26 protein-coding genes are annotated in these 25,925 nt (G+C 67.6%); 21 read left to right on the top strand and 5 right to left on the bottom strand.

What is annotated here, in order from left to right; translation table 11 throughout:
- Nucleotides 1-362: 362 nt before the first annotated feature.
- Entirely contained in the window at nucleotides 363-1,034 is a 672-nt protein-coding gene (locus FWJ47_RS01700; protein WP_170228430.1) for a response regulator transcription factor, read from the bottom strand.
- Nucleotides 1,035-1,295: 261 nt separating this feature from the next.
- Here FWJ47_RS01700 and FWJ47_RS01695 point away from each other — a divergent pair, with 261 nt between their 5' ends.
- The 8 genes from FWJ47_RS01695 to FWJ47_RS01660 all read left to right on the top strand — a co-directional run bounded on the left by FWJ47_RS01695 (nucleotide 1,296) and on the right by FWJ47_RS01660 (nucleotide 8,144).
- Nucleotides 1,296-2,489, top strand: coding sequence for a sensor histidine kinase (locus FWJ47_RS01695; RefSeq protein WP_147103267.1), 1,194 nt, complete (start codon nucleotides 1,296-1,298; stop codon nucleotides 2,487-2,489).
- 269 nt (nucleotides 2,490-2,758) lie between these two features.
- Nucleotides 2,759-3,364, top strand: coding sequence for a TlpA family protein disulfide reductase (locus tag FWJ47_RS01690; protein WP_147108747.1), 606 nt, complete (start codon nucleotides 2,759-2,761; stop codon nucleotides 3,362-3,364).
- Complete coding sequence (locus tag FWJ47_RS01685; protein ID WP_147103265.1) at nucleotides 3,361-4,164, top strand: cytochrome c biogenesis CcdA family protein; 804 nt, start codon at nucleotides 3,361-3,363, stop codon at nucleotides 4,162-4,164. The genes FWJ47_RS01690 and FWJ47_RS01685 overlap by 4 nt, the downstream gene beginning before the upstream one ends.
- Nucleotides 4,164-5,915 carry a cytochrome c biogenesis protein ResB gene (gene resB / locus FWJ47_RS01680; RefSeq protein WP_342779633.1) on the top strand — a complete coding sequence of 584 codons (1,752 nt, stop codon included), beginning with the start codon at nucleotides 4,164-4,166 and terminating at the stop codon, nucleotides 5,913-5,915. Before FWJ47_RS01685 ends, resB begins: the two co-directional genes overlap by 1 nt.
- Nucleotides 5,915-7,030, top strand: a complete 1,116-nt coding sequence (gene ccsB, locus FWJ47_RS01675; RefSeq protein ID WP_147103263.1) for a c-type cytochrome biogenesis protein CcsB — start codon at nucleotides 5,915-5,917, stop codon at nucleotides 7,028-7,030. The genes resB and ccsB overlap by 1 nt, the downstream gene beginning before the upstream one ends.
- A 4-nt stretch (nucleotides 7,031-7,034) precedes the next feature.
- Nucleotides 7,035-7,349, top strand: a complete 315-nt coding sequence (locus FWJ47_RS01670) for a DUF4229 domain-containing protein (protein ID WP_147103261.1) — start codon at nucleotides 7,035-7,037, stop codon at nucleotides 7,347-7,349.
- Nucleotides 7,350-7,407: 58 nt separating this feature from the next.
- Nucleotides 7,408-7,818, top strand: a complete 411-nt coding sequence (locus FWJ47_RS01665) for a PLD nuclease N-terminal domain-containing protein (protein WP_147103259.1) — start codon at nucleotides 7,408-7,410, stop codon at nucleotides 7,816-7,818.
- A 101-nt stretch (nucleotides 7,819-7,919) separates the two neighbouring features.
- Nucleotides 7,920-8,144 carry a hypothetical protein gene (locus FWJ47_RS01660; RefSeq protein ID WP_147103257.1) on the top strand — a complete coding sequence of 75 codons (225 nt, stop codon included), beginning with the start codon at nucleotides 7,920-7,922 and terminating at the stop codon, nucleotides 8,142-8,144.
- Between the two features lie 141 nt (nucleotides 8,145-8,285).
- Here the strand turns inward: FWJ47_RS01660 and FWJ47_RS01655 are convergent, their stop codons facing one another.
- From FWJ47_RS01655 to FWJ47_RS11980, 3 genes are all read right to left on the bottom strand, one after another.
- Complete coding sequence (locus FWJ47_RS01655) at nucleotides 8,286-9,257, bottom strand: 1,4-dihydroxy-2-naphthoate polyprenyltransferase (RefSeq protein ID WP_147103255.1); 972 nt, start codon at nucleotides 9,255-9,257, stop codon at nucleotides 8,286-8,288.
- A gap of 104 nt (nucleotides 9,258-9,361) precedes the next feature.
- On the bottom strand, nucleotides 9,362-10,606 hold the full coding sequence (locus FWJ47_RS01650; RefSeq protein WP_170228429.1) for an AMP-binding protein: 1,245 nt from the start codon (nucleotides 10,604-10,606) through the stop codon (nucleotides 9,362-9,364).
- Between the two features lie 227 nt (nucleotides 10,607-10,833).
- Nucleotides 10,834-10,992 carry a hypothetical protein gene (locus FWJ47_RS11980; RefSeq protein ID WP_170228428.1) on the bottom strand — a complete coding sequence of 53 codons (159 nt, stop codon included), beginning with the start codon at nucleotides 10,990-10,992 and terminating at the stop codon, nucleotides 10,834-10,836.
- A 21-nt stretch (nucleotides 10,993-11,013) separates the two neighbouring features.
- Between FWJ47_RS11980 and nadA the strand changes: the two genes are divergently transcribed.
- The 4 genes from nadA to FWJ47_RS01630 are packed head-to-tail and all read left to right on the top strand — an operon-like array spanning nucleotide 11,014 to nucleotide 15,008.
- Nucleotides 11,014-12,318: a quinolinate synthase NadA gene (gene nadA / locus FWJ47_RS01645; RefSeq protein WP_147103251.1), complete on the top strand. Its 1,305-nt coding sequence runs from the start codon at nucleotides 11,014-11,016 to the stop codon at nucleotides 12,316-12,318.
- Between the two features lie 15 nt (nucleotides 12,319-12,333).
- Entirely contained in the window at nucleotides 12,334-13,224 is an 891-nt protein-coding gene (nadC, locus tag FWJ47_RS01640) for a carboxylating nicotinate-nucleotide diphosphorylase (protein ID WP_147103249.1), read from the top strand.
- Nucleotides 13,224-14,375 (top strand): cysteine desulfurase family protein, encoded by a 1,152-nt coding sequence (locus FWJ47_RS01635; RefSeq protein ID WP_147103247.1) that lies wholly within the window; start codon nucleotides 13,224-13,226, stop codon nucleotides 14,373-14,375. The genes nadC and FWJ47_RS01635 overlap by 1 nt, the downstream gene beginning before the upstream one ends.
- Before the next feature lie 51 nt (nucleotides 14,376-14,426).
- The gene (locus FWJ47_RS01630; protein WP_147103245.1) at nucleotides 14,427-15,008 is read left to right on the top strand and encodes a DNA-3-methyladenine glycosylase I; all 582 of its coding nucleotides are present in this window, start codon (nucleotides 14,427-14,429) and stop codon (nucleotides 15,006-15,008) included.
- 56 nt (nucleotides 15,009-15,064) lie between these two features.
- On the opposite strand, the gene FWJ47_RS01625 is transcribed toward FWJ47_RS01630, so the two are convergent.
- A complete protein-coding gene (locus FWJ47_RS01625; protein WP_147103243.1) occupies nucleotides 15,065-16,018 on the bottom strand; it encodes a 1,4-dihydroxy-2-naphthoyl-CoA synthase in 954 nt (317 codons plus the stop codon).
- A gap of 38 nt (nucleotides 16,019-16,056) precedes the next feature.
- On the opposite strand from FWJ47_RS01625, the gene FWJ47_RS01620 reads away from it, so the two are divergent.
- The 9 genes from FWJ47_RS01620 (at nucleotide 16,057) to folP (ending at nucleotide 25,917) form a co-directional block, all read left to right on the top strand.
- Nucleotides 16,057-17,220 (top strand): zinc-dependent metalloprotease, encoded by a 1,164-nt coding sequence (locus FWJ47_RS01620; RefSeq protein WP_147103241.1) that lies wholly within the window; start codon nucleotides 16,057-16,059, stop codon nucleotides 17,218-17,220.
- 2 nt (nucleotides 17,221-17,222) lie between these two features.
- Nucleotides 17,223-18,242 carry a tRNA lysidine(34) synthetase TilS gene (tilS, locus tag FWJ47_RS01615; RefSeq protein WP_147103239.1) on the top strand — a complete coding sequence of 340 codons (1,020 nt, stop codon included), beginning with the start codon at nucleotides 17,223-17,225 and terminating at the stop codon, nucleotides 18,240-18,242.
- 59 nt (nucleotides 18,243-18,301) lie between these two features.
- A complete protein-coding gene (gene hpt, locus FWJ47_RS01610; RefSeq protein ID WP_147103237.1) occupies nucleotides 18,302-18,853 on the top strand; it encodes a hypoxanthine phosphoribosyltransferase in 552 nt (183 codons plus the stop codon).
- 89 nt (nucleotides 18,854-18,942) lie between these two features.
- On the top strand, nucleotides 18,943-19,587 hold the full coding sequence (locus tag FWJ47_RS01605; RefSeq protein WP_147103235.1) for a GntR family transcriptional regulator: 645 nt from the start codon (nucleotides 18,943-18,945) through the stop codon (nucleotides 19,585-19,587).
- Between the two features lie 87 nt (nucleotides 19,588-19,674).
- Entirely contained in the window at nucleotides 19,675-21,105 is a 1,431-nt protein-coding gene (locus tag FWJ47_RS01600) for a 2-hydroxycarboxylate transporter family protein (protein ID WP_170228427.1), read from the top strand.
- Nucleotides 21,106-21,152: 47 nt separating this feature from the next.
- Complete coding sequence (locus FWJ47_RS01595) at nucleotides 21,153-22,373, top strand: CynX/NimT family MFS transporter (RefSeq protein WP_170228426.1); 1,221 nt, start codon at nucleotides 21,153-21,155, stop codon at nucleotides 22,371-22,373.
- 103 nt (nucleotides 22,374-22,476) lie between these two features.
- Nucleotides 22,477-24,447 carry an ATP-dependent zinc metalloprotease FtsH gene (gene ftsH, locus FWJ47_RS01590; RefSeq protein WP_147103230.1) on the top strand — a complete coding sequence of 657 codons (1,971 nt, stop codon included), beginning with the start codon at nucleotides 22,477-22,479 and terminating at the stop codon, nucleotides 24,445-24,447.
- Entirely contained in the window at nucleotides 24,440-25,015 is a 576-nt protein-coding gene (gene folE, locus FWJ47_RS01585; RefSeq protein ID WP_246126115.1) for a GTP cyclohydrolase I FolE, read from the top strand. The genes ftsH and folE overlap by 8 nt, the downstream gene beginning before the upstream one ends.
- Before the next feature lie 2 nt (nucleotides 25,016-25,017).
- Nucleotides 25,018-25,917, top strand: a complete 900-nt coding sequence (gene folP, locus FWJ47_RS01580; protein WP_147108742.1) for a dihydropteroate synthase — start codon at nucleotides 25,018-25,020, stop codon at nucleotides 25,915-25,917.
- Nucleotides 25,918-25,925 lie beyond the last annotated feature (8 nt).

Here is a 25,925-nt window from a genome sequence, read left to right as displayed (position 1 = left end):
CGAACGTGTATGTCCGCGAGTCCTCTGTGGGGGACTGTTTGGCCTCTTCGAGGTGGACTACTGCGTATCGTCTGAAGTGTCGTCCCGCCGTACTGGTTCTTCCACCGGTAGTAGGTGGCCTCGGGTACTCGAGTTCGCGGGCGATAACGGCGACATCGCGGCCTTCGGCATGGAGTTTCTCGGCGTCTTGGATCTTCCGGATCGTCTGTTCCGGGGCATGGCGTCGTCTCTTGCTTGTCACAGTCACACCAGTTTTCCCGCCCGGAGGCCCGGGCGCTAGGGCAAATCTCATAACCGGTGGACCGAAACCAGGGGGGTCACTCCACTGGAAAAGTAGTCCTCTCAGGAGACTGAGCGGGCCTCTAATAATTTGATCGTGGTTCGACGACCCCAAGTTCTGCGGCCCGAACTAGTAGCTGAGTGCGATCATGTGTGCCGAAACGCTCATTGAGCCGCTTGCTGTAGGTTTTCACGGTTTCTCTGCTGAAGTGAAGGGAGCGGGCGATCTCAGTATTCGTCTGGCCGCGCGCGATGCCCTTCAACACTTGCAATTCCCCAGGCGGGACGTCAGGAATCCCCGCGTTCCGGGCGAGGGCTTCAGCAATATCCAATGGCGCAGTTTCTGGGTGCAATGGGGCACCAAGGGCACTTCGAGGGGTCAGAGGGTGGTGGCCGGCAAAAACGGATCGAACCGCCTCAAGGACCGTCGAAGCATGTGCGTCCTTGGTGATATACCCGCGAGCCCCCGCTCGGAGAGCTCGGACTACATGGTGGTCTGTCGTAAAGGTGGTAACGACCAGGACGGCAAGTTCGGGCATTTCTTTCAGAAGCGACTGGGTGGCGGCGACGCCGTTCTGGCCGGGGAGATCAACATCCATCACGACGACATCTGGGCGATGCGCCCTGATCTGCTCTACTGCTTCAACCCCGTTGTCGGCCTCTCCTGCGAGCTCAAGGTCGTTCGTAGATTCAATGTAGAGGCACAGTGCTTCCCGCATCATGGGCTGGTCTTCAACTACAAAAACGCGAATCATGGAGCCTCCTGCTCGAAGCCTAAGTCGTTCTGCCTGCGTGACACGAGGAGTAGCTGGCAATTGTCCCCCAGAGGGGACTGTCTCAGGGCGCAATCGGTGCATAGCCTGCGCTTATGACGAAGGTGCTTTCAGTTACTCTGGCCGCCACAATGTTCGTTGCTCCCGAAGCGCTCCTTGGGGAAGTGGGCCCGGACTTTTGGATCGGGGAACAGCTGTGTGAGCTGTTCCCCGACTACGCGGCTTGTGATTGACTGAAGGGCGATGGCTTCAACGTCCGGCAGCACGTGGTTCGCGGAGAAGCCTGATCGCAAATTTCTAGGAGTTCTTACAGGGATATCTGCTCTCTGGATCCTCGCCGATGTGACGCTCTTTGGGGCCTTTGCCGAGAACCCCGTATCAGTAGGGGGCCTTGTTTCGCTCCTTCTGTGGACTTTATGCCTCAGCGTGCTGTGGGGTGGAGTCCTTGTCGCTGCTCTCGCTGCTCAGATGTGTTTGGCCCTGGTTCTGACTGTCGGGTACATACCCTTCTATCAGGTGCTTTTTCTCATCTTGATGGCCGCAGTAACAGCTATGCATGCTGTCGCATGGCTGCGCTGGACCTACATTTTGTCGTCCTTGATGTGGGCTTGTGCTGTCGGCATGCAGTTCGGGTCGACAAGCACAGCGTTAGGCGCTGCGATCTTCATTTCTATCCTGCTCTTAGCGTCGTATGGGGCGGGGTGGGGTGTGCGGCGCGTGCTCGCGCGAAGTTGCGAAGACCGAGCTGAACGACTGCAAGCGGAGAAAGCGAGAGAGGAAACGCTGCGAGCGGAGCGATCTCGGGTCGCTCGCGAACTGCACGACAACATTGGGCGTGACCTCACGATTCTGGCAATGCGAGCCGATGCCATGAGCTTGAACCCGTCAGCCGCGGCTACGCCTGAAAAGGTGAAGCTCCTAGGAGCAACGGCACGCTCAGCGCTGGACGATCTTCGAGAAATGGTTTTGGTCCTAAAAAGGGACGGAGCTCTACTGGGCGAAGGAGAAGGAAGCCTTTTCCCGGACGAGGCTGACAACTTAGTTCAGGAAGTCGAATCTCACGGAGCTTTGGTGAACAAGGTCATTGGTGGGGAGTGGGCGGATGTTCCTCGTTGGGTGAGGGCGCAGCTCTTCGCCATTGTCGGCGAAGCCCTTTTAAACGCGCATAAGCATGGGCAGTCGAGGTCCGGTCGCGTGGCCATCAAACTTGGCGCGCAGGCACATGGGGGACAGTGGGACATCCAGGTGGAAAATGAAATGGCGGAGCCGTTCCCCTTGGCTGAGAGTGCTTACGGATCATCAGGTGTAGGCCTGGAAAGTATGCAGGCAAGGTCGCGAAGCGTCGGGGCTGACTTTTCAGCAGGGGGCGATGCTTCTGGCCGATGGGTGTTGTGGCTGGGCTCCCGCAGCGCTTCGGAGACTTGCGCGCGGTCGTGACTGTTTCTGCGGCAGGTTGCTGCCGAAATTGGTCCGCGAGTGCGAATTTCGGTGCTGGGGAGCCCTGGTGTGATCTCAGAAGCAGGGGGCCTCAGATGAGACCCCCTGCTGTACGAGTTCGCGATTGTAGATGCAACGTGCTCCAGGTTGGGGCCGGTGCTCCGCCCCCAACCTGGACATCGATGCGCAAGTATCGACGCCCTGGGGGGGGGCGGCGTGCTGGAGGGCACATGGCGGATGTTTTCTACCGCCGGTAGAATTTATCGGTGATGCTTCGCCGTCGTTCCCCCCGTGCCTCACGTGCCCTGACCGCCGTGGCCCTGTGCTCTGCGCTCGCCCTCGCCGCCTGCGGCTCCGAGGGCGATGACCTCGCCGACCGGGCCGGCAACGACGGCACCAACTACGTGGCCGGCGACGGCACCGTCGAGGAGTACGCCCCCGAGAGCCGGGGGGAATCTCTCGCCTTCGAGGCTGAGACCTTCGACGGCGACCAGGTCAGCGAAGACACCTTCCAAGATGAAGTCTCCGTGGTGAACTTCTGGTACGCCAATTGCCCGCCGTGCCGCAAAGAGGCCCCGGACCTCCAGGAGATCCACGAGGACTACGCCGACGACGGCGTCCAGTTCCTCGGGGTCAACACCCGCGACACCCAGCCCACCGCAGAAGCCTTCGAGCGGAACTTCGGGATCACCTACCCCTCCATCGAAGACCGCGGCGGCTCAGTGATGCTCGCCGTCACCGACTATGTGCCGCCGTCCGCGGTCCCCACCACCCTCGTCATCGACCGTGAAGGCCGGGTCTCCGCCCGCATCATCGGGCTGGTGGACCCCGGCACTCTGCGCGCCCTGATCGACACCGCCCTGGACGAGGAATGAGCCCTGCGCTGACCACGGCCGCCCAGGCGGCCGCCCCACCCGCGCTCGCCATCACCAACAACCGGTTCGCCGAGATCATCTTCGACGGCGGATTCCTCATCGCAGCCCCCGTGGCCCTGCTCGCCGGGCTGGTCAGCTTCCTCTCACCCTGCGTGCTCCCGCTGGTGCCCGGCTACCTCGGCTACGTCACCGGCCTCTCCGGCACTGCGCTGAACGAACGCTCCCGGCCCCGCATGGTGCTCGGGGCAACTCTGTTCGTGCTCGGGTTCAGCGTCGTCTTCGTGCTGATCGGCGCGGTCTTCACCTACGCCACCACCTGGCTGCGGGTCGAAGGCGGCTGGGTGACCCAGCTGCTCGGCGTCCTCGTGATCCTTATGGGCCTGATCTTCATGGGCGCCTTCAGCTTCTTCCAGCGGGAGGCCAAGATCCGCCGCCGCCCCCCGGACGGTCTGCTCGGCGCCCCGCTGCTGGGCGCCACCTTCGGCATCGGATGGGCCCCCTGCATCGGCCCGACCCTCGCCGCGGTGCTCACCCTCACCTACGGCAGCGACCCGGGTCGCGGCGCCCTGCTCGTCTTCATCTACTGCCTGGGGCTGGGGCTTCCGTTCATCCTGATCAGCCTCGGACTGCAGCGCGGCATGCGCGCCCTCGACTTCTTCAAGCGGCACAAAGCCGCCGTCATGCGCACCGGCGGAGGCGTGCTGATCGCCATCGGGGTGCTCATGGTCACCGGACTCTGGAACACCTGGGTCTGGGCCCTGCAGGACTGGTTCGCCACTGAGATTGTGATGCCCATCTGATGAGCAAGAAGAAGCACGACGACGTCGTCCCCTCGGCCCACCGCGACAACGCCCGCGAAGACGCCATGAACGAGGCCGCCGGGGAGCCCAAGCCCCGGAAGCAGGCCACCTCGCCTGAGCTGGGCCTGGTGGGGATGCTGCGATGGGCGTGGACCCAGCTGACCAGCATGCGCACCGCCCTGATGCTGCTGCTCCTGCTGGCTGTGGCCGCCGTCCCCGGATCCCTGTTCCCGCAGCGGGTGCAGGACGACTTCGCCGTGCAGACCTGGATCGAGGACAACCCCACCTGGGGCCCCATCCTCGACGCCCTCCAGTTCTTCGACGTCTACAGCAGCTTCTGGTTCAGCGCGATCTACCTGCTGCTGTTCATCAGCCTGATCGGCTGCATCATCCCGCGCGCCCGCAAGCACTGGCAGCAGATGACGACCCCGCCGCCGCGCACCCCCAAGCGCCTCCAGCGGCTCCCCGAGTACGGCGCCCTGGAGCTGGACGACGATGGTCCCGCCCCCGAGCAGGCGCTCGAGGACGCTGCGAAGGCGCTGAAGAAACGCCGCTACCGGGTCGAGGTCCGACCCAACGAGGACGGCACCGGGTCGGTCGGCGCCGAAAGGGGCTACCTCAAGGAAGTTGGGAACATCATCTTCCACGTCTCTCTGGTGGGGGTGCTGATCTGCGTGGCCCTGGGCTCCCTGTTCAGCTACCGCGGGCAGAAGGTGATCGTGGAGGATGAGGGCTTCGTCAACGCGCTGGCCGCCTACGACAACTTCTACCCCGGCTCCTGGTTCAGCGAGGACCAGCTGGACCCGTTCAGCATCCAGCTCAACGGCTTCGACCGGACCTTCGACCGTCAGCTCGACGGCGAGGGCGAGCCCAGCGAAGGATTCGGAAGCGCCATCGACTTCACCGCTGACGTCACCGTCCAGGACGGCGCCGACGCCGAGCCGGAGGAGACCACCCTGCGGGTCAACCACCCGGTCACCCTGGGCGGGGCGAACCTGTACCTGGTCGGCAACGGCTACGCCCCGGTGGTCACCATCCGCGACGGTGAGGGCGAGGTCGCCTTCTCCGGGCCGGTCATCACCCGTCCCGACGACGGCACCTACACCTCCATGATGGTGATGAAAGCACCTGACGCGAACCCTGAGCAGCTGGGCCTGCAGGGCCTGTTTCTGCCCACCGCGGTGGACGCCGGCGACGGCATGGCCGTCAGCGTGGACCCGGAGCTCGGCAACCCGGAGCTGCACCTGAACTCTTACTACGGGGACCTCGGCCTCGACGACGGCCTCCCCCAGAACGTCTACGTCCTGGAGACTGACGACCTCGACGTCCTGAACTCCCGTGAGGTCGACGCCGGCGGCATCGTCCTGGCCCCCGGGGAGACCCAGGAGCTGCCCGAGGGCCTCGGGGAGATCGAGTTCCACGAGGTGCAGGACTACATCGCCATCGACATCACCTACAACCCCGGCGAGCTGGGCGTGCTGGCGTTCGCCCTGCTGGCCACCGGCGGACTGCTGGGCAGCCTCTTCCTGCGCCGCCGACGGGCTTGGGTGACGGTGGAACGCGCAGGCTCCGGGCGTACACTGGTGCGCTACGGCCTGCTCTCCCGCGGAGAGGACTTCTCCCTGCGCGAGGAGAGCATCGCACTGCGCACCCAGCTGGAAGAGAACTGGCCGGTGCGGCCTCCGGAGTCCCCTGAGGACGACGGCGCCCCCGCCCCGGCAGAGAGCCCCACAGAAACACGAGGCAGCTGATGATCACACTGGCTACGGCCCCCGCCGAGCAGCCCACCATCAACGTGGAGCTGGCTGAGTACTCCGAGCTGTTCATGCTCATCGCCGCGTTCATCTACACCCTGGCGTTCATCCTGTTCACCGTCGACACCGTACGATCTTCGGCGACTATCCGCCGGGTGGAGGCGGAGCTGGCCGAGGAGCAGGCCGCCGAGCGGCAGGGCACCCTCGTCAGCGCCGGGGTCGGCGGTGACGCGCCCAACGCTCCGGCGAACGACCAGGATGTGCCCGACCAGGCCGAGGTGGACGATGAGCTGGTCGACAACGACATGGCCTACACCGGCGCCCCCCGGCCGATCGCGAACGTGGCGGTGGCGCTGACGGCGGTCGCCCTGGCCGCCCACGCCTTCGCTGTGGTGGCCCGCGGACTCTCGGCCAGCCGCTGGCCGATGGGGAACATGTACGAGTTCCTGGTCTCCACCACGGTGCTGGTCGCCGCGGTCTACCTGGTGGCGCTGATCCGGCGCGACCTGCGCTTCCTGGGCTCCTTCGTGCTGGGCCTGATCGTCACGATGATGATTGTGGCGACCATCGCCTTCCCGACGCCGATCGGACACGTCCAACCAGCTCTGCAGTCCCCCTGGATCGCCATCCACGTCTCCCTGGCCTCCCTGTCGATCGGCCTGTTCGTGCTGACCTTTGCGATGAACGTGCTGCAGCTGATCCAGGCCAAGCGGGAGAAGGCTGTGACCGCCGGCCCGGCGTCGCGCACCGAGCGGGGCCTGGCCGGCGGCTCCTTCCTGCGGCTGGTGCCCAACGCGTTCTCCCTGGAGAACTGGGCATACCGCTTCAATGCCGTCGCGTTCGTCTTCTGGACTCTGGGCCCCATGATCACCGGCGCCATCTGGGCCCAGCAGTCCTGGGGCCGCTACTGGGGCTGGGACACCAAGGAGATCTGGACCTTCGTGATCTGGGTGGTCTACGCCTGCTACCTGCACGCCCGTGCGACCCGCGGCTGGACCGGCAGCCGGTCGGCCTGGCTGAGCATCATCGGCTTCGCCTGCATCGTGTTCAACTACGCGGTGGTCAACGTCTACTTCCCGGGCCTGCACTCCTACGCGGGCCTGCCGGAGTGACCCGATGGCGATTCTGAAGTTCTCCCTGATCCGGCTCGGCGTCTTCCTGCTGGTGTTCTTCGCCGCGTTCTTCGCGCTGCCCCTGGAGGCCCTGCCCGGAGTGCTGCTGGCGATGGCGATGGGGCTGATCGTCTCCTACGCGGTCGGTTTCCTGTTCTTCAATCAGCTGCGCCTGAATGCGAGCAGGCAGTTCGGCCGCCGGATGGAGGGGCACCGGCCCGAGTCCCGCACGGAGGCGCAGGACAACGACGCCGAGGATGAGCTGGCCGAGCAGTTCCACGAGGAGCAGGACGGCCCGGGGCCCAGCGCCGCCCGCTGAAGCAGCTGCTCAGCTCCGGCTGAGGCTGTGCGGGGGTGCGTGATTTACCCTTGAGGGCATGCCTCGACTGCTGCTCGGACTGGGTGTTGTTGCCCTAGCACTGACTATCTACACGCTCATCGAGTCCCTCCAGACCCCACGACACCGGGTTCGGGTGATGTCCAAGGTCGCCTGGATCGCGGTGATCATCCTGGTGCCTCTGATCGGCCCGCTGCTCTGGCTTTTCTTCGGCCGGGTCCGGAAGGACGGCCCCGCCGCCCAGCAGAAGCGCCCCTCCGCCCCGGACGACGACCCGGAGTTCCTCCGCGGCGTCGAGTTCCGCCGTCGCCAGGCCCAGCGCCGCGAAGAGGAGGAGCGCAAGCGCCGTGAGCAGGAGCAGAAGAAGAACCGGGACAAGCCCAAGGATGACGAAGAGACCTCCGACGGCACCGACTCCGACGACGAATCCCCAGGTCAGCCGAACACTTAGCGTTCAGGAAACGTCCAGCGGAAAGCCAACTGCTTCCAAGGGCCGGGTGCCATGCTCGCACGCAGAACATCACCTCGTGATCCAAGGAGTTGCACCGAACTATGGCAGAAGCACTTTTGGCCACCACTACTCTGGCTGCGAACAACACCGGCCTGCTGGGCGGCGTCGGCATCGTCGGCCTCATCGTCTTCATCATTGCGGTCGTCATGGTCTGGCAGTCCGGCCTGGGCACCCTGCCCAAGGTCCTGCTGACCATCCTGGCACTGCTCTTCCCAGTGGTGGGCGGCATCATCGCGATCGTCGTCGCGGCCATGAACAAGGCTTAGCGCCGTCGCGCAGAGATCCCACCGCTGTTGACTTATCTGCTCCCTGTACGGGCCGGATAAGCGAAGAAGGGTAGGACGAACGAGAAGGAGGCCCCGGCTGGGAAAGATTCCCGGCCGGGGCCTCCTTCTGTCTGTGCCCGGTCAGCTGAGCAGCAGCGCCGCGGAGAACGTGGCGGCGAAGCCCAGCCCCAGGATGGAGGTCTGCTGCAGCGCCGGGATCAGGGCCGGGCCCGTGCTCTGCTGGTTCAGAACCAGGCGGCTGGGCCGGACGGCCAGAGGCAGCGTGAGAAGCGTCAGCGCGTACCAGAAGCTGACGGCGATCATTCCCTGTGCCAGCAGCACGGGCAGGATCAGCATGAGCGCGAACCCGATGCGCGCCCGACGCTGTCCCAGCCGCACCGCCAGGGTCCGTTTGCCAGTCTCAACGTCGGTGGGGATGTCACGGATGTTGTTGGCCATCAGCAGGGCGGAGGCGATCAGCCCGTGCCCGACGGCGCCCACCCAGACCTCATGCGGGAACTCTGCGACGGCGCCGTTCGCCGCGGCAGCCTCCACCACGGCGAACGCGGTGCCTGCCGTGGCCACCAGCCCGAAGAAGATGAACACCATGACCTCACCGAGCCCCAGGTACCCGTAGGGCTTCTTCCCTCCGGTGTACCACCAGGCGGCGAGGATGCAGACGAGCCCGACGCCGATCAGCCACCAGTGCCCGGTGAGGGCGACGATGACCAGCCCGGCCAGTCCCGCGACGCCGAAGCTGAGGAACGCTGCGCGCTTCACCGCGGCGGGGGAAGCGGCGCCGGAGCCGGTGAGCCGCATCGGGCCCACTCGCTCGTCATCGGTGCCGCGTACGCCGTCGGAATAGTCATTGGCGTAGTTGACCCCCACCTGCAGGGCCAGCGACACCACCAGTGCCAGCACGGCAACGGTCCACTGGATGGCATAGATGCTGCCAGCGGGGGCGTAGGAGGTGTCGGCAAGGGGGGCTTCGGCGAACCCTGTGATCCTGAATCCCTGGGAGAACGCCGCGGCGGCGCCGATCACCGCGGGTGCGACCGCCATGGGGAGGGTGCGGGGGCGTGACCCGGCGATCCACTGCTGTGCTGTTGCCAAAACTCTCCTGCTCGATCAGAGGCGCAATGATTCAGCGGCCTATTCTCCCTGATCCCTGCGCCGAGTGGTCAGTCTGAGCAGCATCGGGGCCGATTTCCGGAGGTTCAGCCGTTGGAATTGGCCTTTCGGCGCCCGGGCTGGGCCGCGGCCCGCAGAAGACGGTTCAGTGCCTGCCGGTCGGGTTTGCCGTTGCGCAGCTGGGGAAGAGCGCCCAGCAGCTCGTAGTGCTTCGGAACCGCGGGGGCGCCGAGCTGCTCCCGCACTGCTGCGTTCAGCTCATCGAGGGTGCTGCGGCTGCGGCTGACCTGGGACAGTACGACGACGGCGCACACCTTCTGCCCCCACTCGGGGTCCTCCGCGCTGGCCACGAACGCGTCCCTGACGCTTGGATGCTCCTCCAGCACCTGCTGGATCCGGACGGCCGAGACTTTCACCCCGCCGGTGTTGATCACGTCATCGGTGCGCCCGGTGATGCTGAGCACCCCGTCGCGGATCTCGCCGAGGTCGTCGGTGCGGAACCGGCGCTCGCCGGCCGGTGTGCTGTCGAACCTCTCGGCGGTCAGCTCGGAGTCCCTATACCCCAGCGCGACCTGCGCCCCGGAGAGCAGGACCCGGCCCTCGGCGTCGAGTTCCACGCCGACGCCGGGCAGGGGAGCGCCGTCGTACACGCACCCGCCGCAGGTCTCCGCCATGCCGTAGGTCCGCAGTACGTTGAGCCCCAGGCGCTTCGCCCGGCCGAACAGCTCAGGGGAGGTTCGCCCTCCGCCGAGCAGAATTGCGTCGAACCGCCGCATCGCCCCCAGCAGCCTCTGGTCCTCGCTGTCGAGGAGACGCTGCAGCTGGGTGGGGACCAGGGAGACGTAACGGCGCTCTGCGGTCAGCTGCTCAGCGGCCGCAGCGAACGCCGTCGGCTCAGCGGACCGCTCGAGCAGGGGAACGGGCACGGTCCCGGCTCGGAGGGAGCGGGTGAGCACCGCGAGCCCGGCCACATAGGAGGGGTGCAGGGTCAGCAGCCACTGCCCGTGGCCGCCGAGCGCCTGCGCGGTCATATCCGCTGAGGCCCGCAGCGCCTCGGCGGAGAGCAGGGTCTCCTTGGGCGTCCCGGTTGACCCGGAGGTCCGCACCACCACCGACACTCGCTCAGAGGATCCGGGACCTTCTGCGGCTTCGATGGCCGTGGGGGCTGGGCCCCGGGCAGAACGCACCGGCCATCTCCCCCCGGAGACCTCCGGGCGAGGGGCCCACGACGGCGGCTGGCCGGGCTGAGGGGGCAGGAACTCTGCTGGCGGGGCGTCCCCGTCCATGGCATCCCGCAGCGTTTCTAAGGCGCCGTCCACCCACTCGCTCATGCGGCGTCGGGCTTGGCCCGCTTTTCGAGGCAGGCTCCGAGGATGTCGAGGTGCCAGAGCTCCTCGCCGGCGATCCATCCGTACCTGGGCATGCGCTGCTCCGTCTCAGTAGTCCTGCGAGAGGTCTTGGGCCGGCGTCGCGCCGCTAGCTGGGCCGGCCACGCGGCCAGCTTAGCGAACGCTGGATCTCGGCTCCGGCCCTGGATGAAGACTGCTGCCCTCAGCGGTCAGCGGTCGAGGTCGGTGAGCTGCTGGACGGTGACTCGGTGCGCGGAGTTTGACCATCCGGCCGACTCGGCACCTTCGCCGGTCTGACCTTCAGGGCGCCCAGGTGCGATCACATCGAGCACTTCGCCGAACTTCGTCAGGAGAGTCTGAGCCGGCACAGAGTGACGTAGGATCCTCCCATGGTCTTGCCAGCAGCCGATTCCCTGTCAGTGACCAGAGGATTGAGCATCGCTCCGAGCCAATCCTGCAACTCCCAGCTGGCAGAAGCCCCCTGGGAGTTCGACGCCGCCCCAGGCTATGGCCCCGGCTCATCCCAGGCGGACCCGGTGCCCGCCCATACGGTGAACGCCGAGGCCCGCCCCGGGCAGCTGCCCGAGCTGTACCGCCGGCTCCCCGAGGAGGAGCTGGCCGAGCGGATCCGGGCCGCCAAGGCGCACCTGGGCGAAAGGCTGGTCACCCTCGGGCACTTCTACCAACGGGACGAGATCGTAGAGCACACCGACTTCGTCGGCGACTCCTTCCAGCTGGCCAAAGCGGCGCTGACCAAGCCCGAAGCCGAGCACATCGTGTTCTGCGGAGTGCACTTCATGGCCGAGACCGCCGATATCCTCTCCTCGAACAGCCAGAAGGTGATCCTGCCCAACCTCGCCGCGGGCTGCTCCATGGCAGATATGGCCGATGAGGACTCCGTGGAGACCGCCTGGGAGGAGATCTGCGAGGCCTACGGCGCCGACCCGGAGAACGTGGCACCCGACGAGGGCGGCATGCTGCCGATCCTGCCGGTCACCTATATGAACTCCTCGGCCGCGCTGAAGGCGTTCTGCGGCCGGCACGGCGGCATCGTGTGCACCTCGTCCAATGCGGAGACTGTGCTGGAGTGGGCCTTTGAGCGGGCACACCGGGTGCTGTTCTTTCCCGACCAGCATCTGGGCCGCAACACTGGCCGGGCGATGGGCGTGCCCACAGAACGGATGCCCATGTGGAATCCGCGCCGGCCTCTGGGCGGGAACACCCACGCCCAGCTGCAGGACGCCGAAGTGCTGCTGTGGCACGGGTTCTGCTCAGTGCACCGCCGGTTCACCGTCGCTCAGATCGAGAAGGCCCGCGCCGACTACCCCGGCGCCAAGGTCATCGTGCACCCGGAGTGCCCCATGCCGGTGGTCGACGCCGCCGACGCCGCCGGCTCCACCGAGGCGATCCGTCACTACGTGGCAGCCAGTTCGCCGGGGGATGTGATCGCAATCGGCACCGAGATCAACCTGGTCAGCCGGCTGGCCGCCGAATACCCTGACCGGACCATCTTCTGCCTGGACCCGGTGGTGTGCCCATGCTCCACCATGTACCGCATCCACCCCGGCTACCTGGCCTGGGTGCTCGAGGAGCTCTGTGAGGGGCGCACGGTCAACCAGATCAGCGTGCCGGGGCCGGTGGCCGCGGATGCGAAGATCGCCCTGGACCGGATGCTGGCCGCACAGCCGAAGTAGGAGGTCCAGACGTCCATGAGCCTGCATCTGACCGACCAGCAGATCGACCGTGTGATCCGTCTGTCCCTGGAGGAGGACGCGCCCTTCGGGGACCTGACCTCGCAGGCGTTCGTTCCGGCAGAGGCCCAGGCCCGTGCTGCCCTGGCAGCGCGAGAGCCGGGGGTCATGGCCGGCGGGCGGGTCTTTGCCCGGGCCATGGGAGCGGTCGACGCTGGCGTGCTCGTCGATCTGAGAGGTGCCGAGGGTGCCCCCTTTCAGGCGGGGGAGACGCTGGCCGTGGTGACCGGGCCCGCGCGCGCCATGCTGACCGCTGAGCGGACCGCCCTGAACCTGCTGCAGCGGATGTGCGGGATCGCGACCCTGACAGCCCGGTATACGGCAGCGGTGGAGGGCGCCGTCTCGGCGGCGGGGCGCCCGATCCGGATCACCGACACCAGGAAGACGACCCCGGGCCTGCGTGCCTTGGAGCGTCATGCGGTGCGCTGCGGCGGCGGGCACAACCACCGGTCCGGGCTCTCTGATGCGGTCCTGGCCAAGGACAATCACCTGGCACTGGTGGGAGATCTGGCGGAGGCGATCCGGCAGGCCCGCAGCCGCCTCCCCCACACCGCGCATATCGAAGTCGAGGTGGACCAGTACGAGCAGATCCCGGCCGCTCTCGCGGGCGGGGCCGACACCATCATGCTGGACAACTTCGGCCTCGATGACCTGCGCCGCGGTGTGGAGCTCATCAGCGGGAATGCCCTGGTGGAGGCCTCCGGCGGAGTCACCCTGGAGACCGTGGCAGATATCGCGGCTGCCGGGGTGGACCTGATCAGCGTGGGAGCGCTGTCCCACAGCGCACGGGCGCTGGACATCGGGCTGGATATGGATCTGGGCCTGAATGGGAAGTTGCGGGCGGACTGATGGCTGATCCGCTGTCCTCGTCCCCTCTCTATCTTGACCATGCCGCCACCGCTCCTCCACGGCGCGAGGTGCTGGAGGCCATGTGGCCCTACCTGGCGGGGAACTTCGCGAACCCGTCCAGCCGGCATGAGCCCGGCCTGGCCGCCGACCACGCCCTGCAGGATGCGCGGCGGAGGGTGGCCGCACAGCTGGGGGCCCGGCCCGCAGAGATCGTCTTCACCTCCGGGGGGACTGAAGCGGACAATGCCGCCGTCAAGGGCATCGCCCTGGCTGCTTCCCAGCGAAGGGATGAGCATGCCAAGCACGTGCTGGTCTCCGCGGTGGAGCATCCCGCAGTAGGGGAGTCTGCCGCCTGGCTTGAACGGTTGGGGTTCCTCGTCGAACAGATCCCGGTAGATGGGACTGGCCTGGTTTCCCCGGAGGTCCTTGCCGGGATGATCCGGGAGGAGACCGTCCTGGTGAGCGTTCAGTACGCGAATCCTGAGGTCGGCACGGTTCAGGACATTCCTGCCTTGAGCGCGGTGACCGCTGAGCGTGGGGTTCCGTTCCACACCGATGCTGTGCAGGCCGCGGGGTCCGCCGACCTCAGCGTGGACGCTCTGGGGGTGCAGGCGATGACCCTCGCCGGGCATAAGGTCGGCGCTCCCCACGGAATCGGGGTGCTGTACCTGCGCCGCCGCACCCCGTTCGAGCCGCTCATCCATGGTGGAGGCCAACAGCGAGACCGGCGTTCGGGCACCGAGAATGTTGCCGCTGCGGTGGGTATGGCTGTGGCCATGGAGCTGGCTCAGGGCTCACAGGAGCGGGACGATTCGGGCTCCCTGACCGCCCGCCGGGACCGGTTCATCGACGCGGTCGAGCTCCAGGTCCCGGGGGCTCGGCTCACCGGTCACCGGACCCGCCGCCTGCGGGGCCATGCCTCCTTCGTCCTGGCAGGCCGCAGCGGCGAATCAGTGCTGCTGGACTTGGAGCGCCGCGGCATTCTCTGCTCTTCCGGCTCAGCGTGTGACGCCGGAAGCGCCGATCCCAGCCCCGTCCTCCTGGCGATGGGCGTAGAGCCTGAACTGGCCCAGACCGCTGTTCGCTTCACGTTCGGGCCGGACACTGCGGATGCGGACCTGGAACGTACCGCCCGGGCGCTTGCTGCCTGATGCGCGCCACCGGCGTGGAGCTCACCGCCAGCTGGGACGAGGAGGACGACGATGCGATGTATGTGGGCTGAGCAGGCCCCTGAGCTGCTGAGGTATCACGACGCTGAATGGGGCTTTCCCGTCTCTGATGACCGCCGGCTCTTCGAGAAGATGTGCCTGGAGAGCTTTCAGTCCGGCCTGAGCTGGCGGACCATCCTCAACAAGCGGGAGAGCTTCCGTGCGGCCTTCGCGAATTTTCAGATCGAGGCCGTTGCCCGCTTCGGTGACTCCGACGTCGCGCGTCTGCTCGGCGACGCGGGAATCGTCCGGAATCGGGCCAAGATCGAGGCAGTGATCAATAACGCTCGCCGCGCTGAGGAGCTCCTGGAGCACGAGGGGCCTCTGGCGAGGCTCATCTGGTCCTATGAGCCAGCCGCTGCCGAGCTCGGCGAACCGCAGACGATGACGACGTCGCCTGCCTCCATCGCCATGGCCAGGGACCTCACGTCTCGTGGCTGGAAGTTCCTGGGCCCGACGACGCTCTTCGCATTCATGCAGTCGATGGGTCTTATCAACGATCACCTGCTTGCCTGTCCCACTCGTCCCGCTGTGGACGCAGCGAGAGGGGAGTTCACCCGCCCGGGGCCACGCTGATCATCGGCTACTGCAGTGAGGAGGGATGATGCGGACAGGCGGGATCCTGTGGTCGATCAGTAGTAATAGGGGAACTGGGACCAGTCGGCGTCGCGCTTCTGGAGGAAGGAGTCGCGGCCCTCCACGGCCTCGTCCGTCATGTAGCCCATGCGGGTGGCCTCCCCGGCGAACACCTGCTGGCCGGCGAGCCCGTCGTCGGCGGCGTTGAACGCGAACTTCAGCATCCGCACCGCCTGCGGCGACTGCCGGGCGATATCCGCGGCGTACTCCAGAGCAGTCTCCTCCAGCCGCTCATGCTCGACCGCCTCGTTCACCGCGCCGGCGGCGACCATGTCCTCCGCGGAGTGCTCCCGGGCCAGGAAGAAGATCTCACGCGCCTTCTTCTGGCCCACCTGCCGGGCCAGCAGCGCCGAACCGTACCCGGCGTCGAAGGAGCCCACCGTCGCATCCGTCTGCTTGAACTTTCCGTGCTCCGTGGAGGCGATCGTCAGATCCGCCACCACGTGCAGCGAATGCCCGCCGCCGGCCGCCCAGCCGTTCACCACAGCGATCACCACTTTGGGCATCGTGCGGATGAGCCGCTGGACCTCCAGGATGTGCAGCCGGCCCGCCCGGGCCGGGTCCACGGACTCGGCGGTCTCACCCTCGGCGTACCGGTAGCCGTCGCGACCGCGGATCCGCTGGTCCCCACCGGAGCAGAAGCTGTGGCCGCCGTCCTTGGGGGAGGGCCCGTTGCCGGTCAGCAGCACGGCCCCGACGTCTGAGGTCATCCGGGCGTGGTCCAGGGCCCGGTACAGCTCATCCACCGTGTGGGGCCGGAACGCGTTGCGCACCTCTGGCCGGTCGAAGGCGATCCGCACCGCGGGCAGGTCCCGGAGCACCGCGCCCCCGGTGTCGCGCTCCACCCGCCGGTGGTAAGTGATGTCGGTGAAGCCGAAGCCCTCCACCCTCCGCCACTGGTGCGGGTCGAAGACATCGGAGACCTGGTCCGGAAGCTGCGAGTCAGTCACAGCAGACGAGTGTACTGACCGCGCAGTACTGTGGGGGTATGACGACGACGCCGGACGCCAGCGCCCAGCCGGACATCACCGAGGAGCACGCCGCCGAGCTGCTCATCAGCTGGGACATGGTGGAGAAGACCGCCTCCCGGCTCATCCCCGCAGGTCCCCGGATGAAGCCCTCCGAGGCGAAGGCTGAGGTGCAGGCGCTGCGGCAGGCCGCCGCCGACGCGGTCCCGCACGTGCACCGGATCACGGGGATCGCCGCGGCCGAACACCTCGGGGAGGACCTCTCCGACGTCCGGGTCGTTGACCGCGCCGGCTGGGCCCGCGCCAACACCCAGACGTTCCGGCAGCTGCTGGGCCCCGCCCTCCACGCCGCCGCCCGGAACAAGCCCGAGCTCGCCCAGAAGGAAGGCTCCGCCGGCCAGGTGCTGGGGGCCTCCGCCGCGGGTGCGGAGCTGGGCGCGATTCTCGGCTACCTCTCCGCCCAGGTGCTCGGCCAGTTCGAGCCGTTTGAGCAGTCCCGGCTGCTGCTGACCGCCCCCAACGTGGTCACCATCGCGGAGGAGCTCAACGTGGAGCGCGACGACTTCCGCCTCTGGGTATGCCTGCACGAGCAGACTCACCGCGTCCAGTTCGCCGCCGCCCCCTGGCTCGCCGACCATCTGCGCGGCAAGATCACCGAGCTCTCCGCCTCCACCATGGCCGAGGCCGACTCCCTCCCCGAGCGGATCGCTGAGACGGCCAAGCAGGTGCGCGCCGAGCTGCAGGAGGGTCGCCGGCCCGGCCGCAAGCAGCTCCTCAGCGCCATCCAGACGCCCGAGCAGCGTGAGACTCTCAGCCACCTCACCGCGGTGATGAGCCTGCTGGAGGGCCACGCCAATGTGGTCATGGACGCCGTCGACGCTGACGTCGTCCCCACTGTGAAGACCATCCGCCGCCGCTTCAACGAGCGAGCCAAGCGTCGCAGCCCCATGCAGAGGATCGTCCGGAGGCTGCTGCAGCTGGACAAGAAGGCCGCCCAGTACAAGGACGGCCAGTCGTTCGTCTCCCGGGCCGTGGAGCTGGTCGGCATGGACCAGTTCAACACGGTCTGGGAGGCCCCCGAGCACCTGCCCACCGAGGATGAGATCCACGATGCCGAGGCGTGGGTCTCCAGGGTGGGGCTGAAGAAGCTCTCCGACACCGGCGCCCAGACCTTCGGCGGCTGACCTTGGCCGCTCCTGTCCCTCTTCACCCGGCCCGCCGGGCCGTAGGAGAGGCGCTCGCCCCCGGGGAGCTGAACCTGGTGGGCTGCTCGGGCGGGGCCGACTCCCTGGCGCTCGCCGCAGCGGCCTCCTGGCACCACCGGAAGGAGTCCGGTCCGCACGCCGGCACCCGGGTGGGCGCCGTCGTCGTCGACCACCACCTGCACCCCCGCAGTGTGGAGATCTCCGGGCAGGCGGTTCGGCAGCTGAAGGGGCTGGGGCTGGAGCCGGTCCGGATCGTCTCAGCGGATGTGGACTGCGATTCTCGCCAGGGGCCGGAGGCCGCCGCGCGGACCGGCCGCTATGCCGCCTTCCGGAAAGCCATGAGTGAGCTGGGGGCGGCACGGGTGCTGACTGCCCACACCAAGGACGACCAGGCCGAACAGGTGCTGCTCGGGCTCGCCCGCGGCTCCGGCACCCGGTCCCTGGCCGGGATCCCCGCGGCCCGCGGCCCGTATCGCCGGCCTCTCCTGGAGCTGGCCCGTGCCGACACTGAGGCGATCTGCGCCCACCATGGGCTCACCTGGTGGGAGGACCCCGCCAACAGCGATCCCCGTTACCTGCGCTCCCGACTGCGGACCGACGTGATGCCGCACCTGCGCGAGCATCTCAGCCCCACCATTGCCGACTCCCTGGCGCGCACCGCCGCGATCGCCGCGGAGGACGCCGCCTACCTCGAATCCCAGGCCAAAGAGATCTTCCCCACCCTTCTTGAGGACCCGGACGCCTCTGGTGCCCTGCGCCTGCAGCTCAAAGGACTGCGCGCCCAGCCTCCGGCGATCCGCCGTCGCATCGTCGCCCTCGCTGCTGTGGCGGCAGGCGCCCCGGCCCCCAGCTCCGAGCGGCTGCAGGCGGTGGAGCGCCTGGCCTCCGGCAGCCGATCCCGGGGGCCGGTCCAGCTTGAGGGGGAGCTGGAGGTCTACCGGGGTGCACGGGGAACTGCTGAGTATGGAAAACTGATCCTCATCCCGCCGTCGTCCGGCTGAGGCAAGGACCCTGTGACGCCGGACCCGCACCGTTCGCCTGAGAAGGAGCCTGCAGACGCATGGACAGCCATGACGTGACAGCTGATCTGGAAGAAGTTCTCCTCACCAAGGAGCAGATCGACGAGCGCATCAGAGAGCTGGCGGAGGCGGTCGACGCCGACTACGCCGGCAAGGACGTGCTCCTGGTCGGCGTCCTCAAGGGGGCGGTGATGGTCGTGGCGGATCTGGCCCGGGCGATGACCAGCCACCTCTCCATGGACTGGATGGCGGTGAGCTCCTACGGCTCCGGCACCAAATCCTCCGGTGTGGTGCGCATCCTGAAGGACCTGGACACTGACCTCACCGGCAAGCACGTGCTCATCGTCGAGGACATCATCGACTCCGGCCTCACCCTGTCCTGGCTGAAGGCCAACCTGGAGTCCCGCGGCCCGGCCAGCGTGGAGATCTGCACCCTGCTGCGCAAGCCGGAGGCGGTCAAGGTGGACATCGACGTGAAGTACGTGGGCGTGGACATCCCGAACAAGTTCGTGGTCGGCTACGGCCTCGACTTCGCGGAGAAGTACCGCAACCTCAGCTGCATCGGCATCCTCGCTCCCCACGTCTACGAGTGATTGCAGGGCCATTGAGCCGAGTCGATCGTGATCGATCTCACAGCAGGGTGCTGTAGGCTCGCCAGAGCCGACCACCCCTGGAGGCCCGCGTGCATGAGTCTTCTCCGCCGCTGAGCAAGGCGGCAGCAGCGTACGCCTCCCTGCGGAGGAAGATCCAGACCGGCGAGCTCGCCCCGGGAGAGCGGGTCACCCTCCACCAGCTCGCCGAGATGCAGGGCATGAGCCTGACTCCTGTCCGGGAGGCTCTCAAGCGGCTGGTCGCTGAGGGCTTCGCCGTCCACGACGAGCACGTCGGCACCCGCATCGTCGAGTTCACCTCGCAGCGGGTGGAGCAGATCTACCGGCTGCGCACCGTGCTGGAGCCGATGGCGGTCCGTCTGGCCGCGCAGCGGGCCGATGACGAGTCCGAATACATCCTGGGGGAGTTCCTGCGGCGGACGGAGGCGGCGCAGACCCCGCAGCAGCGTGCGGAGGCCAATGAGCAGTTCCACTTTGCGCTGTATCGGCTGAGCGGTGACCGGATGCTGGTGGGGTTCATCGAGCAGCTGTGGGCGGGCGTGCCGTACACCGCCCAGCGGATCTACCGGGACCCGGAGGGCGGCCGCAGGTCCTCGAGGGAGCATCGCCGGATTGCGGAGGCGGTGGCCGCCGGTGATCCGGAGACGGCGTCGGCGGAGCTGGAGCTGCACATCGGACAAGGGCTGATGTCGGCCCTGGCGAGCTTTGAGCTTTGATCCTTTATAAAAACCCGGCTAGTGTAGCGCCGCTCACACATGCGTGATGTGGGCAACACAGACAGACAGAACCTCGAAGGAGCGACGTTGAGCGTCGAAGCGACGGACCGGGCAAAGACGCCCGGCGATCAGACCTCTGAGGCCCCGGAGGGGGTCGACGGCGACCGGACGAATATCCCCGCCGCACCTGCGGCCTCGGCGGCCGCCGAGTTCGACAGGCCGGACTCCTGGACCCGGATCATGGGTCTGCCGATCCACTGGTTCGCGATCTTCTTCGCGGTGATCATCGCCTGTGCCTGGCTGGAGGTGCTCCCCAACGCGATGCTGGCCGGGTTCGCCGTGGTGATCCTCGTCGGCGGACTGCTGAACTGGATCGGCGGACGCGTGCCGCTGCTGCGCAACTACGGGCTGCCCACCGTGCTGGCGATCCTCTCCCCGGCGATCCTTCTGCACTTCGGACTGTTTCCGGAGTCGCTGGCGGAGAACATGGAGATCTTCACCGACGGCAGCGAGATCGGCTTCATCGACTTCTATGTGGCCAGCCTCATCGCGGGCTCCATCCTCGGCATGCCCAGAGCTCTGCTGCTCAAGGCCGGCGCCCGCATCGCGGTGCCGCTGCTGGGCACCATTGCCACGGTGTTCGTGGTGATCGGCGCCGTGGGCGCCGCGCTGGGCTTCGGCCTGCGCGAGGCTGTCCTGTTCATCGCGGCCCCGATCATGGGCGGGGGCGTGGGAGCCGGGATCGTACCGATGTCGGGGATCTACGCGGACCAGATGGGCGGCGACGCCGGTGCGTACGTGGCGCAGCTGATCCCCGCGGTGATCATCGCCAACGTGCTGACGATCTTCTGCGCGGGCGTCTTCAACGGCATCACCTACAAGGGCCAGCAGTTCTTCGTCGGCTTCAACGGCAACGGGCAGATCGTCCGGGTGGAGGGCAGGAGCGACCAGTTCAAGGCCAAGCCGAAGCCCACCGGCGGAACGTTCAACGTGCTGGCCATCGGCCTCACCACAGCTGCTGTCCTCTTCCTGGCGGGCAGCCTGATCGCCGAGTTCGTGCCGGGCCTGCACGCCTACGCCTGGACGATCCTGCTGGCCGCTGTGATCAAGATCTTCGGCCTGATGCCGGAGGCCTTCGAGGACGCGGTCTCCACCTGGTTCGGGTTCGTCTCCGGCACCCTGACCCCTGCTCTGCTGGTGGGCATCTCGATCACCTTCTTCGAGTTCGACGAGCTGGGTGCGCTGCTCTCCGACTGGCGCTACCCGGTGCTGGTGCTGCTGGCTGTGGTGACTGCGGTGACCGTCTCCGGCGCGCTGGGGTGGCTGGTGAAGATGTACTACGCCGAGACTTCGGTGGCGATCGGCATGGGAATGACGGATATGGGCGGCACCGGCGACGTCGCGGTGGTCTCGGCGGCGAACCGCCTTGAGCTGATGCCTTTCCTGCAGGTCGCCTCCCGCATCGGCGGCGCCCTGGTCCTGCTCCTCGTCAGCCTCCTCATCCCAGTGCTGGGCTGACCGTCCCCGGGTCGGCAGAGGGTTCGCGGACCTGATAGAACTGCGTGGTGAGTCGACGAGGATCTGGGCTGCCGCGGGTGCTGCTGGTGGCCACCGTGCTGGTGGTCGCCGCCAACCTTAGGCCCGCCATCAGCGCCGTCGGCCCCCTGCTGGAGCAGATCCGGGCTGACACCGGCCTGAGCCCCTCCCTGCTCGGGCTGCTCGGGGCAATACCCGTGCTCAGCTTCGGGGTGGTCTCACCCTTCGTGCACACCCTCGCCTCCCGGTGGGGGCTGGAGCGCAGCATTCTCGCCTCGCTGATCCTGCTCGCTGTCGGGACCGTCATCCGTTCCCTGCCGCCCGGAGCGCTGCCCGGCGACCCCGCCGCCAGCGCCCAGATCTCCCTGCTCACCGGCACCGCGATCCTCTCCATCGCCATCGGCGTCGGGAACGTGCTGGTCCCCGCCGTCGTCAAGCGCGACTTCCCCGACAGAGTGCCGGTGATGACCGGGCTGTACACGGCCACGATGGCGGGCTCCGCGGCCCTGGCCTCCGGCACCGCGGTCCCGCTCTCAGGGCTCGCGCGCTGGGAGCTCGCCCTCGGGGCAGGAGCGCTGCTCGCGCTCACCGCCGCGGCGCTCTGGAGCCTCCGCTTCCGGGAGCCGGCGCCGAAGACCGCCTCCATCCCCGTGGCCCCGCACGCCGCTCAGCCGAAGGCCGCCAGCATTTGGAGCTCCCCGGTGGCCTGGCAGGTCACCGCCTACTTCGCGCTGCAGTCCACCATCTTCTACCTGCTGCTGACCTGGTACCCCTCGATGCTCGCCTACCAGGGCATCGGGGAGGCCTACGCAGGGTGGATGCTCTCGCTCTGGCAGGGCGTCGGGATCGCCGCCAGCCTCACAGTCGGCCCGGTGCTGCAGCGGTCCCAGGACCAGCGGCTGGTGGCCTTCCTGATCTGCTGCAGCATGGCCGCCTCGCTCATCGGCCTGCTCGCCGCGCCGGCGCTGGTGCCGCTGTGGACCCTTCTGGGCGGGTTCGCCACCGGCACGATGCTGCTGCTCGCGCTGACGATGATCTCCCTGCGTGCCCGCACGCCGCAGGAGGCCAGCCGGCTCTCCGGGATGGCGCAGGGAGTCGGCTACCTGTGCGCCGGCACGGGTCCGCTCCTGGCCGGGGCGGTGTTCGACCTCACCGGCTCCTGGGCTCCCGTGATCTATGGGATGCTGGCCGCCGTCGGACTGCTGGCCGCGGCTGGGTTCCTGGCGGGCCGGAAGGTGCATGTGCGCTGAGGGCTCTACGCTCTGGGCGAGGCGGAGCCGCCCCGTTCCGCGGCAGGATTCAGACGCTAGTACCGTAGTGTCAGTCTGAATCTGCCCTGACGACGGAGCGCTATTGAACTTCAAGAAGATCTTCACCGGACCGCTTTTCTGGATCCTCGCCGCGGTGGTGCTGCTGCTCGTCGTCGTGCCCCTGCTGTTCGGCTCCTCCGGAGCCGGCGAGCAGGTGGACACCAACGTGGGCATGGAGCTGCTCGAGGAGGGAGAGGCTGAGGAGGCCCGGGTCGACGACGGCGACTCCCGGGTCGACCTGACACTTTCTGAGTCCTTCGAGCTCGATGGGCAGGACCTCGGCGACGCCGTCCACTTCCACTTCTCCCAGGCCCGTGCCGAGACGGTCGCGGAAACGGTGGCCGACGCTGGCCTGGAGGGCTACACGGACGAGCCGGAGCAGTCGAACTGGCTGCTGAGCATGCTCGGGTTCATGATTCCGTTCCTGCTGATCGCGCTGCTGTTCATCTGGCTGATCACCCGGATGTCCGCCGGCGGCGGCCGGATGATGCAGTTCGGCAAGTCCAAGGCGAAGATGTTCGACAAGGACATGCCGCAGGTGACCTTCGCCGACGTCGCCGGCTCCGAGGAGGCGGTGGAGGAGCTCCACGAGATCAAGGAGTTCCTCTCCGAGCCGGACAAGTTCCAGCGCCTCGGCGCGAAGATCCCCAAGGGCGTGCTGCTCTACGGTCCGCCCGGCACCGGCAAGACCCTGCTCGCCAAAGCGGTGGCGGGCGAGGCCGGCGGCTCGTTCTACTCAATCTCCGGCTCCGACTTTGTGGAGATGTTCGTCGGGGTGGGCGCCTCCCGGGTGCGTGACCTCTTCAAGCAGGCCAAGGAGAACTCCCCGGCGATCATCTTCGTGGACGAGATCGACGCCGTCGGCCGACAGCGCGGCGCAGGCGTGGGCGGAGGCAACGACGAGCGCGAGCAGACTCTCAACCAGCTGCTGGTGGAGATGGACGGGTTCGACGCCAGCACCAACATCATCGTCATCGCCGCCACCAACCGGCCCGACGTCCTGGACCCGGCGCTGCTGCGACCCGGGCGCTTCGACCGGCAGATCCCGGTGGAGGCCCCGGACTTCGCCGGCCGCAAAGCGATCCTGGAGGTGCATTCCAAGGGCAAGCCGATGGTGGATGACCTGGACATCAGCGCCGTGGCCCGGAAGACCCCCGGGTTCACCGGCGCGGACCTCGCCAACGTGCTCAACGAGGCGGCCCTGCTGACCGCCCGCTCCAACGCCGACCTGATTGATGACCGTGCCGTGGACGAGGCCATCGACCGTGTGATGGCCGGCCCGCAGAAGCGCACCCGCCTGATGAAGGACCACGAGCGGAAGGTCACCGCCTACCATGAGGGCGGGCACGCCCTGGTCGCTGCGGCCCTGAACTACTCGGCTCCGGTCACCAAGATCACCATCCTGCCCCGTGGCCGCGCCCTGGGCTACACGATGGTCATCCCGGAGGACGACAAGTACTCCACCACCCGCAACGAGCTGCTGGACCAGATCGCCTACGCGATGGGCGGGCGAGTGGCCGAGGAGATCGTCTTCCAGGACCCCTCCACCGGCGCCGCCAACGACATCGAGAAGGCCACCGACACCGCCCGGAAGATGGTCACCGACTACGGCATGTCCGCGAAGATCGGCTCCGTGAAGCTGGGCTCCGGGGACACCAGCCCGTTCCTCGGCAAGGAGATGACCACGGGCAAGGAATACTCAGAGGAGCTCGCCGCCACCGTGGACGCCGAGGTCCGCGGGATCATCGAAGAGGCCCACGACGAGGCCTACGGGGCCCTGAGGGAGAACCGGCACGTCCTCGACCGTCTGGCCGAGGAGCTGCTGCGGGTGGAGACCCTCGGGGCCAAGGAGGTCGCTGAGATCTTCTGGGACGTGAAGAAGCGCCCAAGGCGCCAGGTGTGGGAGTCCAGCCCCGACCGTCCGATCATCGTCGAGGGCGAGACCGTCTCGAACGGCACTCATGAGGACGCCGGCAGCACCTCCTCCGCCCCCTCGGAGAGCGGCGATGGCTGAGGGTGTTGACCTGCCCCGGCTTGAGGCGGCCGTCCGGGAGATCCTGCTCGCCGTGGGGGAGGACCCCGACCGCGACGGCCTGAAGGAGACCCCCCGACGGGTGGCCTCGGCCTACGCGGAGTCCTTCAGGGGCCTGGCGGAGGATCCCGCGGACCTGCTGTCCACCAGCTTCGACATCGGGCATGAGGAGCTGGTCCTCGTCCGGGACATCAGCTTCTACTCGATGTGTGAGCATCACCTGCTGCCGTTCTACGGGGTCGCCCACATCGGCTACATCCCGTCCGAGCACGGCAAGGTCACCGGGCTGTCCAAGCTGGGCCGGCTGGTGGAGATCTTCGCCAAACGTCCCCAGCTGCAGGAGCAGCTCTCCGCGCAGATCGTCGACGCGCTGATGACCCACGTGGCGCCGGCCGGAGCGATCGTCGTCGTCGAGGCGGAGCACCTGTGCATGTCGATGCGCGGGGTGGCCAAGCCCGGCTCCAAGACCATCACCTCCGCAGTCCGCGGACAGCTGCGCGACGCCGCCACCCGCAGCGAAGCGATGAGCCTCATCATGGCGGGGCGGTGAGCATGCGCACCCTGGTGATGGGCATCCTGAACGTCACCCCGGACAGCTTCTCCGACGGAGGCCGGCACGACGACGTCGCCTCAGCCCTGGCCCAGGCCCGACGGATGGTGGCCGAGGGCGCAGACATCCTCGACCTCGGCGGGGAGTCCACCCGCCCCGGTGCCGAGCCGGTGGAACCGCGGGAGGAGCAGGCCCGCCTCCTTCCGGTGCTGGAGCATCTCCTGGAGGAGGTCCCGGCGCGGATCTCCGTGGACACCCGACACCCGGAGACGGCCCGGGCGGCGCTCAGCCTTGCCCGGGGCCGCGCCCCGGAGCTGATCATCAACGATGTCTCCGGCCTCCTCACCCACCCGGACATGCCGGCCGCGGTCGCGGAGGCCGGCTGCGACGTCGTCATCACCCACAACCGGGGCGACTCCAAGACGATGCAGGACCGCGCCCAGTACGACGACGTCGTGTCTGAGGTGCTCGAGGAGCTGCAGCAGATCCGCCAGCAGCACCTCGACGCCGGGGTGAGCCCCGAGCGGATCATCCTGGACCCGGGGATCGGCTTCGCGAAGACCCACGAGCAGAGCTGGCAGCTGGCCACCCATGATCTGGACAAGTTCGTGAGCACCGGCCACCGGGTGCTTCTCGGGGCGAGCCGAAAAGGCTTTCTGGGAGCTCTTCTGGCAGATGCGGAGGGCATGCCGCGCCGAGCAGAGGAGCGGGACACGGTCACCGCCGTCCTGAGCGCCCACGCAGCCTCCGTCGGGTGCTGGGCCGTGCGGATCCACGCCGTGCGGCCCAGCGCCGATGCAGTCCGCTTCGCCGGCGAGCTGGGAGCCGAGCCCCGCTTTCGGCGGGAGGCTCCGACACCGGGAGGCTTCGCGTATGTGAGCGGACCTCGTTCGGGCACTTGAGGGTTGCG

This window comes from Nesterenkonia populi (assembly GCF_007994735.1).
Classification (GTDB): Bacteria; Actinomycetota; Actinomycetes; order Actinomycetales; family Micrococcaceae; genus Nesterenkonia; species Nesterenkonia populi.
Note: the sequence above shows the minus strand (reverse complement) of the source record. Positions and strands in the feature narration are given on the sequence as shown.